The sequence below is a fragment of the Promicromonospora alba genome (assembly GCF_042654905.1).
Lineage (GTDB): Bacteria > Actinomycetota > Actinomycetes > Actinomycetales > Cellulomonadaceae > Promicromonospora > Promicromonospora alba.
This window is the reverse complement of the sequence record NZ_JBHSFI010000007.1, coordinates 196,375-209,023: the sequence shown is the minus strand read 5'-3', so window position 1 is coordinate 209,023 and position 12,649 is coordinate 196,375. Positions and strand designations below refer to the sequence as shown.

The 12,649-nt window shown below is 72.2% G+C and carries 9 protein-coding genes; 8 read left to right on the top strand and 1 reads right to left on the bottom strand.

The features are described 5' to 3' along the window. Nucleotides 1-234: 234 nt before the first annotated feature. The 6 genes from ACFO6V_RS22505 to ACFO6V_RS22480 all read left to right on the top strand — a co-directional run bounded on the left by ACFO6V_RS22505 (nucleotide 235) and on the right by ACFO6V_RS22480 (nucleotide 8,779). Entirely contained in the window at nucleotides 235-966 is a 732-nt protein-coding gene (locus ACFO6V_RS22505; protein WP_377139690.1) for an IclR family transcriptional regulator, read from the top strand. 111 nt (nucleotides 967-1,077) lie between these two features. Then, entirely contained in the window at nucleotides 1,078-2,664 is a 1,587-nt protein-coding gene (gene aceB, locus ACFO6V_RS22500; RefSeq protein WP_377139674.1) for a malate synthase A, read from the top strand. Between the two features lie 106 nt (nucleotides 2,665-2,770). Next, nucleotides 2,771-4,246 (top strand): FAD-linked oxidase C-terminal domain-containing protein, encoded by a 1,476-nt coding sequence (locus ACFO6V_RS22495; protein ID WP_377139671.1) that lies wholly within the window; start codon nucleotides 2,771-2,773, stop codon nucleotides 4,244-4,246. Next, nucleotides 4,246-5,505, top strand: a complete 1,260-nt coding sequence (locus ACFO6V_RS22490) for an FAD-binding oxidoreductase (protein WP_377139668.1) — start codon at nucleotides 4,246-4,248, stop codon at nucleotides 5,503-5,505. Before ACFO6V_RS22495 ends, ACFO6V_RS22490 begins: the two co-directional genes overlap by 1 nt. Then, a complete protein-coding gene (gene glcF, locus ACFO6V_RS22485; RefSeq protein ID WP_377139665.1) occupies nucleotides 5,505-6,842 on the top strand; it encodes a glycolate oxidase subunit GlcF in 1,338 nt (445 codons plus the stop codon). The genes ACFO6V_RS22490 and glcF overlap by 1 nt, the downstream gene beginning before the upstream one ends. A gap of 119 nt (nucleotides 6,843-6,961) precedes the next feature. Beyond that, nucleotides 6,962-8,779 (top strand): L-lactate permease, encoded by a 1,818-nt coding sequence (locus ACFO6V_RS22480; RefSeq protein ID WP_377139663.1) that lies wholly within the window; start codon nucleotides 6,962-6,964, stop codon nucleotides 8,777-8,779. Nucleotides 8,780-8,809: 30 nt separating this feature from the next. On the opposite strand, the gene ACFO6V_RS22475 is transcribed toward ACFO6V_RS22480, so the two are convergent. Beyond that, complete coding sequence (locus ACFO6V_RS22475) at nucleotides 8,810-10,357, bottom strand: hypothetical protein (protein WP_377139661.1); 1,548 nt, start codon at nucleotides 10,355-10,357, stop codon at nucleotides 8,810-8,812. Between ACFO6V_RS22475 and ACFO6V_RS22470 the strand changes: the two genes are divergently transcribed. Further along, nucleotides 10,322-11,461, top strand: a complete 1,140-nt coding sequence (locus ACFO6V_RS22470; RefSeq protein WP_377139658.1) for a tetratricopeptide repeat protein — start codon at nucleotides 10,322-10,324, stop codon at nucleotides 11,459-11,461. The genes ACFO6V_RS22475 and ACFO6V_RS22470 overlap by 36 nt on opposite strands. Continuing rightward, on the top strand, nucleotides 11,458-12,465 hold the full coding sequence (locus ACFO6V_RS22465; RefSeq protein ID WP_377139655.1) for an HAD hydrolase-like protein: 1,008 nt from the start codon (nucleotides 11,458-11,460) through the stop codon (nucleotides 12,463-12,465). The genes ACFO6V_RS22470 and ACFO6V_RS22465 overlap by 4 nt, the downstream gene beginning before the upstream one ends. Nucleotides 12,466-12,649 lie beyond the last annotated feature (184 nt).

The following is a 12,649-nucleotide window of genomic DNA, read 5'->3' as shown; positions in this document are numbered from 1 at the left end:
GGTGGGAGAGTAGGACGCCGCCGGACAACCATTCCCAGCAAGGGGGTGGAGCAGCACGAATCCTTCGGGGTCGTGCCGCTCCACCCCCTTCCTGCATTCCCAGACCCTCCCCGCACACCCACGACGACTTCAGCCGGCGTGCGGCTGACCCCTCGTTCCGCGCTATGGAATGCTGCTTCCGTGAGCCGGTAGCTCCGGCGGTCCGATCGGGAGGGTGACGTGGCAGAGTCTGGCGTGCAGTCGGTCGAGCGAGCGCTTGATCTGCTCGAGATTCTGGCGGAGGTCGGCGGTGATGCCGGCCTGAGCGAGCTCTCGGAGCGGTCTGGGCTGCCGCTGCCGACCATTCACCGGCTGATGCGCACCCTCGTGGCCCGCGGTTACGCTCGGCGGCTTCCGTCGCGACGCTATGCGCTCGGTGCGCGCATGATTCGCCTCGGCGAGTCGGCGGGCCGCCAGCTCGGAGCGGGCGCGCGGCGTCATCTGGCGCGGGTCGCTCGCGAGCTCGGGGAGACGGCAAACCTGGCCATGCTCGACGGAGAGATGGCCGTGTACGTCGCCCAGGCGGCGTCGTCGCACTCCATGCGCATGTTCACCGAGGTGGGGCGACGTGTGCACCTGCACAGCACCGGCGTCGGCAAGGCGCTCCTGAGCGAGCTGCCCGCCGCGGCGGTGCGCGACATCGTGGCGCGCGCAGGTCTTGCGCCGGCTACGGACCGGACCCTCACCGACCTCGACGCGCTCCTGGCTGCGGCGGCCGAGGCGCGCGAGCGCGGCTACGCCGTGGACGACGGTGAGCAGGAGATCGGCGTCCGCTGCTTCGCCGTCGTCGTTCCTGGGGCGCCCGTGCCTACGGCGCTGTCGGTGTCCGGTCCGGCGGCGCGGGTGTCCTTCGAGTTCGGCGATCGAGCGGTGCCGGTGCTGCACGAGGTCGCGCAAGACATCGGGGCGGAGCTCGCCGGCGACTGAGCACGCGTTGACCCCTCGCCGTCGGGCGCCTAGGGTTTTCACTAGGAAGTATTTGATTTCCGCATCGTGGAAGTAGCGAGCGACATCAACCACTCGACCGAGGGAAGACACGTGGACACTCCAGACGGCCTGCTGATCACCGGCGACATCGCACCCCGCGCGGAGGAGGTGCTCACACCCCGCGCGCTGGAGCTGATCGCCGTCCTGCACCGGGCGCTGGACGACCGGCGGCTCGAGCTGCTCCAAGCCCGGGAGCGGCGGGTCGCGGACCTCGCGGCGGGTGGCACGCTGGACTTTCTCCCGGAGACGAGGCACATCCGCGAGGACCCGACCTGGCGCGTCGCCCCGCTGGCGCCCGGGATCGAGGACCGCAGGTGCGAGATCACCGGCCCCACGGACCGCAAGATGACCATCAACGCGCTGAACTCCGGCGCGAAGGCGTGGCTCGCGGACCACGAGGACGCCAACACCCCGCAGTGGAGCGCGGTCGTCGGCGGGCAGCTCAACCTGCTCGACGCCATCAACCGCACCATCGACTTCACCGGCGAGAACGGCAAGCACTACGCGCTGAAGCCGGACGAGGAGCTGGCCACGATCATCGTGCGCCCGCGCGGCTGGCACCTGCCGGAGAAGCACATCCTGGTGGACGGTCGGCCGGTCTCGGGCAGCCTGGTGGACTTCGCGCTGTACCTCGCGACCGCCGGCCTGCGGCAGATCGAGAAGGGCCAGGGACCGTACTTCTATCTCCCGAAGATGGAGTCGCACCTGGAGGCGCGGCTCTGGAACGACGCGTTCGTGCTCGCCCAGGACTTTCTCGGCATCCCGCAGGGCACCATCCGCGCCACCGTGCTCATCGAGACGTATCCCGCGGCCTTCGAGATGGAGGAGATCCTCTACGAGCTGCGGGAGCACAGCTCCGGCCTGAACGCCGGGCGCTGGGACTTCATGTTCTCGGTCATCAAGTCCTTCCGGACCCGCGGCACGGAGTTCATGCTGCCCGACCGCAACGCCGTCACCATGACCGTTCCGTTCATGCGGGCCTACACCGAGCTGCTCGTCAAGACCTGCCATACGCGCGGCGCGCACGCGATCGGCGGCATGGCCGCGTTCATCCCGAGCCGCGACGAGGCGGTCAACGAGGCCGCGTTCGCGAAGGTCCGCGACGACAAGACCCGCGAGGCGAACGACGGGTTCGACGGGTCCTGGGTGGCGCACCCCGGCATGGTGGAGCTCTGCAAGGAGGTCTTCACCTCGGTGCTGGGCGACAAGCCGAACCAGATCGACCGCACCCGCGAGGAGGTCCAGGTCACCGCGGCGCAGCTGCTCGACGTCGCGAGCACCCCGGGGGACATCACCGAGGCCGGGTTGCGGAGCAACATCTCGGTGGGGATCCAGTACCTCAAGGCCTGGCTCGGCGGGCTCGGCGCCGTCGCCATCTTCAACCTGATGGAGGACGCCGCCACGGCAGAGATCTCCAGGTCGCAGGTGTGGCAGTGGCTGCACAACGACGTGACGCTCGCCGACACCGGTCACCAGGTCACGCGCGAGCTGATCGACCAGATCGTCGAGGAGGAGATCGCCAAGCTGCCCGGCGACGCGGCAGACTACGAGGAGGCGAAGCAGACGTTCCTCGAGGTGGCGGTGGCGGACGACTACGCGGACTTCCTGACTCTCCCGGCATACGCCCGAATGCCCTGACCGACCCGTTGAGTGCTGGATATTTGTCCTTCAGGCCGCCTCCGGAGGGCAAATACCCAGCACTCAACGGAGCAGTGGTGGCCGCAACGCAACGAGGGGGTTGTCCTTGTCCGGTGACGTTGGTGTGGCGCTCGATGTCGTGATTGCCGAGCTGGTTGACGCCCTGGGTGAGGAGCGGGTGATCACGGACCGGCCGCGGCGTCGTACGTACGAGTGCGACGGGCTCGCGGTCTACCGGGTGATCCCGGGCGTCGTGGTCCTCGCCCAGGGGCCCGACGACGTCGCTACCGCGGTGCGAGCGTGCGCACGGCACTCGGTGCCGTTCGTCGCGCGGGGTTCGGGTACGGGGCTGTCGGGCGGGGCGCTGCCGCACTCCGAGGGCGTGCTGGTGGTGATGTCGCAGATGCGGACGATCCGGGACGCCGACGTCGACAACCAGCGGGCCGTCGTCGACCCGGGGGTGATCAACCTCCAGCTCACGGCGGCGACCAGCCCGGACGGGTACTACTTCGCGCCCGACCCCTCCAGCCAGTCCGTCTGCTCGATCGGCGGGAACATCGCCGAGAACTCGGGCGGCGCGCACTGCCTCAAGTACGGCTTCACCACGAACCACGTCACGGGCCTGGACCTGGTGACGCCCGGCGGGGAACAGGTGGAGATCGGCGGCAAGGCGCCGGACCCGCCCGGATATGACCTGCTCGGCGCGCTGGTGGGCAGCGAGGGCACGCTCGGCATCGTCACCTCGGCCACCGTGCGCCTGACCCGGCTGCCGCAGGAGGTACGGACCCTGCTGGCGGCGTTCCGCTCCATGGACGACGCCGGGGCCGCGACCTCGGCGATCATCGCCGCCGGGGTGATCCCCGCCGCTATCGAGATGATGGACGCCCTCGCGATCGAGGCCGCCGAGGCGGCGGTGCACTGCAACTACCCGGCCGGCGCGGGCGCGGTGCTCGTGGTCGAGCTGGACGGGCCGTCGTCCGACGTGGCGGGGGAGTTCGACGACGTGGTGCGCCTGTGCGAGGAAGCGGGGTCGTTCGAGGTGCGGGTCGCGGCCGACGACGACGAGCGGGCCCTGATCTGGAAGGGCCGCAAGTCGGCGTTCGCGGCGGTGGGCCGGATCAGCCCGGACTACATAGTCCAGGACGGCGTGATCCCGCGGACCGCGCTGCCGCTGGTGCTGCGTGAGATCGCGGCCCTCTGCGAGGCGGCCGACGTGCGGGTCGCGAACGTGTTCCACGCGGGCGACGGCAATCTGCACCCCCTCGTGCTGTTCGACGGTTCGGTGGAGGGCGCGGTCGAGCGGGCCGAGACAGTGGCCGGCGGGATCCTCGACCTGTGCCTGGAACATGGCGGCTCCATCACCGGCGAGCACGGTGTGGGTGCGGACAAGGCGAGTCACATGCCGCGCATGTTCACCGCCGACGACCTCGACACGATGCAGGCCGTGCGGTGCGCGTTCGACCCGGACAACATTGCGAACCCCGGCAAGGTCTTCCCGACGCCGCGGCTGTGCGGGGACCAGCCAGGCCGGCGCCAGGGTGCGCACCCGCTCGCGGAGTCCGGCGTGGCGGAGGTCTTTTGATGGCGGACCTGCAGCGGCTCGAGGACGCGCTGAAGCAGAACGGTGGCCAGGTCGAGGAGGCGGGTCCGGCGGATGTCGTGGACGGCGTGCCTTCGGTCGCGGTCGCCCGGCCGACGTCGGCCGACGGGGTGGCCGCGGTGCTGCGCGAGGCGACCGCTCAGGGTCTGGTGACGGTCGCGCGTGGCGCCGCGACCGCCCTCGACTGGGGCGCACCGCCCGAACGGGTGGACGTGATCCTGGACACCACGGGCCTGGACCGGCTGGTCGAGCACGGCGCGGGCGACCTCGTGGTGGTCGCCGAGGCAGGGCTGCCGGTGGCGGAGCTGTCGGAGACGGTCCGGGCTGCGGCGCAGGAGCTCGTGGTGGACCTGCCTCCGGAACGGCTCGCCGGGGGATCCACAGTGGGCGGGGCGCTGTCCACCGGAGCGTCCGGGCCGCGCCGCCTGCAGCGAGGCGGGATCCGCGACCTCGTGCTCGGGGCCACCGTCGTGCTCGCCGACGGCACCATCGCCTCGTCGGGCGGCAAGGTCGTCAAGAACGTGGCCGGGTACGACCTGGCCAAGCTGCTGACCGGCGCGTACGGGACTCTGGGCATCGTGGTGCGGGCCGCGTTCCGGCTGCACCCGGCCCGGCCTGACCAGGCGTACGTCGTGGCCACCGGGCCGCTGACCGACGTCGCCGCGCGGGCTCGGGAGGTCGTCGCGTCGCAGCTCGCGCCCGCCGCGGTGGAGATCGACCGGCCGGCGGGGAGCGACGTCGCCGAGGTGGCAGTGCTGATCGAGGGCACGGGGAGTGCGGTGGGGCAGCGGGCCGCGGCTGTCGCCGAGCTGCTGGGCGGGCGGGTGCAGGTCGAGGCGCCCGGGTGGTGGGCGGCGTTGCCGGGGGTCGCGGCGGGCTCGACCGGGACCTATGCCAAGGCGACCGCGACCCTGGTCGGCGTGGCCGGTCTGCTGGCTGCGGCCCGGGATGCCGAGCAGCGGTACGGCGTCGGCGTGGCGCTGCGGGGGAGCGCCGCCGGGGTGCTGCACGCGGTGGTGACGGGGACGCCGGAGGGCACAGCCTCCGCCGTCGGGCACCTGCGGGGTGCCGCGACCGACCCGCGCGACGGGACCGTGACCGTGCTGCGGGCGTCGCGCGAGGTGCGCGCGGAGCTGGACGTGTGGGGCCCGGTGGGCGGGCTCGACCTCATGCGGGCGATCAAGCAGCAGCTCGATCCGGGGCGCAACCTCGCGCCAGGCCGATTCGTGGGAGGTATCTGATGACTGAGGCGAAGCCGGACCTGCTCGGCTCGTTGGGCGGAGAAGGGGCCTTCGACGCGCATCATCCGCCGGCTCGCGAGCTGGCGGACGACTGCGTGCACTGCGGGTTCTGCCTGCCGGCCTGTCCGACGTACTCGCTGTGGGGCGAGGAGATGGACTCGCCGCGCGGCCGGATCTACCTGATGAAGGAGGGGCTCGAGGGCGAGCCGATGTCGTCGTCGCTGGTGCAGCACGTCGACGCCTGCCTCGGCTGCATGGCGTGCGTGACCGCGTGCCCGTCGGGCGTGCAGTACGACAAGCTGGTCGAGGCGACCCGGCAGCAGGTCGAGCGCCGCGGCGCCGAGCACCGGACGCGTGGGCAGCGGCTGCTGCGTTCGGCGATCTTCGCGCTGTTCCCCCGGCCGGAGCGGCTGCGGCTGATCCGGCCGCTCCTCGCGCTCTACCAGCGATCGGGCCTGTCGCGGCTGGTCCGGCCGGTGCTCGCGCGGGTGTCCCCGACGCTGGCGACCATGGAGGCGATCGCGCCGCCCGTCGGTCCGCGGATCCCGGTGCCGGCGCTCGTACCCGCCGTCGGCGCGAAGCGGATGACCGTCGGGATGCTGCTCGGCTGCGTGCAGCGCGAGTTCTATCCGGGGGTGAACGCCGCGACGGCGCGGGTGCTGGCGGCGGAGGGGTGCGAGGTCGTCGTGCCGCCGGACCAGGGGTGCTGCGGCGCGCTGTCCGTGCACGCCGGCCGCGAGGCGGAGGGGCTCGGCTACGCGCGGGCGCTCATCGACACCTTCTCGGCTGCGGGCGTGGAGCGGATAGTGGCGAACTCGGCGGGGTGCGGCTCCACCATGAAGGACTACGCGCACCTGCTGGCGGACGACCCCGAGTACGCGGAGCGGGCGGCGGAGTTCGCCGCGAAGACCCGCGACATCTCGGAGGTGCTGGCGGAGCTGGAGCCCGTGGCACCGCGGCATCCGCTGCCGCTGACCGTGGCGTACCACGACGCCTGTCACCTGCGGCATGCCCAGGGCGTGAAGGCGCAGCCGCGTGCGGTGCTCGCGACGATCCCCGGTCTCGTGGTCAAGGAGATCGCCGAGGGGGACATGTGCTGTGGGTCGGCGGGCATCTACAACCTGACGAATCCCGAGCCCGCGCGGGAGCTGGGCGACCGGAAGGCCGCGAACGTCGCGGCGACCGGCGCTCAGCTCCTGGTCACGTCCAATCCTGGCTGCTTGCTCCAGATCACGGATGCCCTGGCCCGCCAGGGGCGGGAGATGCCGACGGCGCATATGGTTCTGGTGCTGGACGCGTCGCTGCGGGGGCTGCCGCCGGGAGAGCTGCGTGGGTGAAACAGGTACTCCCGCTTGCCCGGGGTAACTGCTACGTTTGTCGGTAAACGGACTGATAGTTCCGACATGCGAAAGTTCCAGCGAACCCTACCCGGCAGCGCGGCCGGACTGGAGTCACCATGGACAACCTCGGTGTCCTCGCCCTGCTCGCCCTCCTCCCGATCCTCGTCGTAGGAACGCTGCTGCTCGGCTTCCGCTGGCCCGCGCGGACGGCGATGCCCGTCGGCCTCGCGGTCGTGGTGATCGTCGCCCTGGCCGCGTGGAAGATGTCGCTGGTCGCCGTCAGCGCGTCCATCGTGCAGGGGCTGCTGATCGCCGTCGGGCTGCTCTGGATCATCTTCGGCGCGCTGCTCATGCTGGAGACCCTCACCAAGAGCGGCGCGCTGCAGACGATCCGTGCGGGCTTCACCACGATCAGCCCCGACCGGCGGGTCCAGGTGATCATCATCGCCTGGCTGTTCGGGTCGTTCATCGAGGGCGCCGCCGGGTTCGGCACGCCCGCTGCCGTCGTCGCCCCGCTGCTGCTCGCGCTGGGCTTCCCCGCCGCGGCCGCCGTCATGGCAGGGCTCATCATCCAGTCCACCCCGGTGAGCTTCGGCGCCGTCGGCACGCCGATGCTGACCGGGCTCGGGACCGGGCTGGCGGACACCTCCGGCGCGCTGGCGCCGGAGGTGCAGGCGCGGGCCGACGCGCTGGGGCTGGACCAGCTCGGCTTCATCGCGCACACCGCTACCCAGGTGGCGACCATCCACGCGATAGTGGGCATCCTGGTGCCGCTCATCCTGGTCACCCTGATGTGCGGGTTCTACGGCGAGAAGCGGTCGTTCCGCTCGGGGCTGGCCGTGGCGCCGTTCGCGATCTACGCGGCGCTCGCGATGATCGTCCCGTACGTGACGGTGGCGTACGTGCTCGGGCCGGAGTTTCCCTCGATGCTCGGCGGGTTCCTCGGGCTGGTGCTCGTGATGTTCACGTCCTCGAAGGGCTTCCTCATGCCCAAGGACGTGTGGGACTTCCCGCCGCGCGAGCGCTGGAGCGACCGCTGGATGGGCACCGTGGACCCCACCAAGGAGGCGGGCACGCTCACCCGCAACATGTCGATGGTCCGGGCCTGGTCTCCGTACGTCATCGTGGCGGTGCTGCTGCTCGTCACCCGGAACGTCCCGGCGATCAAGGACTTCCTCATGGGTCCGGCCGCGCTCGAGGTGGCGAACATCTTCGGCACCGGGATCAGCCAGAACCTGGAGCTCCTGTACTCGCCGGGCGCCATCTTCCTGCTCGCGTGCCTCATCACTTATGCGCTGCACGGCATGAAGGGTGAGCAGATCAAGGCGTCGTGGAAGGTCGCCGGCGGGCAGCTGGGCGGGGCGGCGTTCGCTCTGTTGTGCGCGGTGCCGCTGGTGCGGATCTTCATCAACTCCGGGCCGGACTTCAACGCCGCGGGGCTCGACTCGATGCCCATCACGCTCGCCCAGGCCGCCGCCGACGTCGCGGGTCAGGGCTGGCCGATCGTCTCGCCGTTCATCGGCGCGCTCGGCGCGTTCGTCGCCGGCTCGAACACCGTGTCCAACATGATGTTCGCGCTCTTCCAGTTCAACACCGGGATCGGCATCGGGGCTTCGTCGCCCGAGACCGTGGCCGCGCTGCAGGCGGTGGGCGGCGCCGCGGGCAACATGGTGGCGGTGCACAACGTGGTCGCCGCGGCTGCCACTGTCGGCCTGCTCGGGCGTGAGGGCGACCTGATCCGCAAGACGATCCTGCCGATGACGTACTACTGCCTCGCGGCAGGTGGCATCGGATACCTGTGGATCTTCGGGTTCGGGTTCAACGTGGGCACGGTCATGCTGCTCGTGGTGGTCGCGGCTCTGGTCCTGGCGGCGACATGGATGCTGCGAAAGACCGACGCGTACAACCCGGAGGTGGTCCCGGCGTGGGTGTGACAGCACGTCGGACGACGTCGGCCGCACACGTCACAGCCGTTCGACCCCGGGAGACGGCCGCTCGCATGGGAGAATGAGCGAGCATCTGTCATCGAAGGGAACACCGTGAACGAAACGCCCCGTGACCAGGGGAACGACCGCGAGGGCGACCGCCGTGGCGAGCGCACAGGCGGCAGTCGCAACGAAGGCCGGGGGCCGCGTCGCGACGACCGCGGCGGAGAGCGCGGTGGTGACCGGGGCCGCCGGTTCGACGGCCCTCGGGGCAGTGACGGCCCTCGGCGCGACGACCGCGGCGCCGACCGCCCGCGTCGACCGTACGAGGACCGGGGTACCGACCGTCCCCGCCGCGACGACCGCGGCACCGACCGCCCCCGGCAGGACGACCGGGGGGCCGGCGACCGCGCGCCTCGGCGCAGCGATGACGACCGTCCCCGCCGGTCCTACGGCGACCGGGACAACCGGGGCGGCCGCGACGACCGCGGCGCCCGCCCCCCGTACCGCGGGAACGACGGCGACCGTCCGCGCCGGTCCTTCGAGGACCGGGACACCCGTGGTGACAACCGTGGCGGAGACCGTCCGGTACGCCGCGACGGTGAGCGGCCCGTGCGTCGTGAGCACGACCGCCCGCTGCGTCGGGACGACGACCGTCCCGCACGCCGGGACGACGGGCCGCGCCGTTCCTTCGGGGACCGTGACGAGCGTCCGCGTCGTAGCTTCGAGGACCGTGGCGCCAGCCGTCCCGCGCGTCGGGACGACGAGCGTCCGGCACGGCGTGACGACGACCGTCCGCGCCGTTCGTTCGAGGACCGGGGTGCCGACCGTCCGCGCCGCGACGACCGTGGCTCGGACCGTCCGGTCCGTCGCGACAACGATCGTCCGGCCCGTCCTTCGTTCGGGGACCGTGACGAGCGTCCGCGCCGCAGCTTCGAGGACCGTGGGGCCAGCCGTCCTGTGCGTCGGGACGACGAGCGTCCGGCACGGCGTGACGACGACCGTCCGCGCCGTTCGTTCGAGGACCGGGGTGGTGACCGTCCGCGCCGCGACGACCGGGGCACCGACCGTCCGGCCCGTCCTTCGTTCGGGGACCGTGACGAGCGCCCACGCCGCAGCTTCGAGGACCGCGGCGCCAGCCGTCCCGCACGCCGGGAGGACGACCGTCCGCGCCGCGACGACCGTCCCCGTGGCGACGACCGTCCCCGTCGCACCGACGGCGACCGTCCGGTCCGTCGCGACGACCGGGGCACGGATCGCCCGGTCCGCCGGGACGACGACCGTCCGCGTCGCTCGTTCGGCGACCGTGACGACAGGGGCGCCCGCGACAGCCGCGGCCGCGACGACCGGGCCGCTCGCCCGTTCCGCGCGAAGGACGGCGACCGTCCCGCGCGGCGCGACGACCGCGGCACCGACCGTCCGCAGCGTCCGTCCAACGACCGCGACGACCGTCCGCGCACGGCCGTCCGGGACGACCGCGAGGAGCGAGCCCCGCGGCCTCCGGAGCCGGAGATCGCCGAGGGCGTCGAGTTCAGCCAGCTCGACCGCGAAGTGCGTTCGCGCCTGCGCGGGCTGAGCAAGGACCACGCCGAGTACGTCGGCCTGCACCTGCTGATGGCCGGAAGGCTGATCGACGTCGACCCCGAGCGCGCCTACGAGCACGCCCAGGCGGCGCTGCGTGGTGCGGGCCGGATCGACATCGTGCGCGAGGCCGCAGGCCTGGCGGCGTACCACACCAACCGGTACGCGGAGGCGCTGCGCGAGCTGCGCACCGTCCGCCGGCTGAACGGCTCGTCGGAGCACCTGCCGATCATGGCCGACGCCGAACGCGGGCTCGGCCGTCCGGAGCGTGCCCTCGCCCTGGCGGCGTCGGACGAGGCCGCCTCGCTCGACGCGATGGGTCGCGTGGAGCTCGCGATCGTCGCGAGCGGCGCACGTTCCGACCTGGGTGAGCACGACGCCGCGCTGGCGGTGCTCGACAAGATCGCCCCGGAGGACGCCAAGGGCGACTCGGGGCTCCGGGTCGTGCAGGCGCGGGCGCTGGCACTCGAGGCGGCCGGCCGTGTCGACGAGGCGGTGGCGCTGCTGAAGACTGTGGACAGCAAGGCGCTCGAGCGTGCCATCGGCGCCGAGGCGTTCGACGAGGACATCACGGTGTTCGACGTCGAGGAGGACGCGGCGCTCGCCGAGGAGGAGTACGCGGCCGAGCATCCGGAGGAGTTCGCGAAGGACACGTCGGACGACGAGGACTCGGACGACGAGGGCGCTGCGGTGCCGGACGACGAGGACGACGACGAGGATTCGGACGACGAGTCCGCGGACTCGGCGGACTCCCCGGATTCGGCGGACTCAGGTGACTCGGCGGACTCTGGCGACTCGGCGGATTCTGCCGACTCGGCGGATTCTGCCGACTCACCCGACGAGCCCGACACGGACGACGACGAGTCCGACGAGGAGCCTGCCGAGAAGCCCGAAGAGGATCTGGACGAGCCCGAGGCGGACGCCGTCGACGAGCCGAGCGATCCCGAGTCGGACGAGGAGTCCGCCGAGGAGCAGGCCGAAGAGGCCGGCGACCTGACGGGTGACCGCCCGGACGCCGACGACGCAGGCCCCGCACCCGAGGTGAGCAACACCGAGGGTGAGCCGGGCGCCGAGGGCGACCGGTCCGACGTCGGGCAGGAGAAGGCGTGACCGCGAGCGCCGGCCTGCTGGCGAGCGCGACCCCGCTCGCCGCTGCGTACGACCTCGCGCTCGTCGACCTGGACGGCGTGGCGTACAAGGGGCACCTCCCGATCGAGCACGCGGCGGCGAGCCTCGCCGCCGCGCGCTCGGGCGGGATGCGCCTGCTGTTCGTGACGAACAACGCGTCGCGCGAGCCGGAGGACGTCGCCGGCCAGCTCACGGGTCTGGACATCCCGACGGACCCGGACGAGGTGATGACGGCAGCGCAGGCGTGTGCCGCGCTGCTCACCACCAGGCTCGACCCGGGCGCGAAGGTGCTGGTGGTGGGCGGCAAGGGCCTGGTGACGGCGGTGCGGTCGGCGGGCTTCACGGTGGTGGGGTCGGCTGACGACAAGCCGGACGCCGTCGCGCAGGGGTACTCGCCGGAGGTGGGCTGGGCAGAGCTTGCCGAGGCCGCCTACGCGGTGGGTGCCGGTGCGTGGCACGTGGCGAGCAACCTGGACCTGTCGCTGCCGACGGCGCGTGGTTTCGCGCCGGGGAACGGTGCCCTGGTGGGTGCTGTGGTGTCGGCGACGGGTGTGACGCCGGACAGTGCAGGCAAGCCGTCGCCGACCATGTACCGCCTCGCGGTCGAGCGGGCCGGGGCGAGCCGGCCGCTGGTGATCGGGGACCGGCTCGACACGGACCTCGGGGGTGCGCGCGGTGGCGGGTATCCGGGGCTGCACGTGCTGACTGGCGTCTCGACGGCGCGCGACGCGGTGCTTGCCGTTCCGGGTGAGCGCCCGTCGTTCCTGGGGGCCGACCTGCGCGCTCTGCTCGAACCGCACCCGGCGCCGGTCCTCACGGACGGCTGGTACGTGTGCGGTGGTGCGTCGGCGCAGGTGGCCGGCGGCGGGCTGCGGCTCGACGGGTCGGGGATCGACCTGGTGCGCGCCGCATGTGCCGCGGCGTGGGCCGCTGCCGACGCGGGCGACGACCTGGACCCGGCGACGGTCCCTGAGCTCGTCGCCTGAGCCGAGGCCGCGGACGGGCCCCTTCGGGGGGTGCCGGTACGGATTCGAGGTGTGTTGCTCTGCGTGGACGACGTCTACGGAGAGCAACACACCTGGCAGATGGTCTGCGACAGAACCCGGCCGATTCCTCCAGGGTTCTGTCGGAGGCGGCAGGTACCGTGTGTGGCAGCAGGCAGACGGCCCG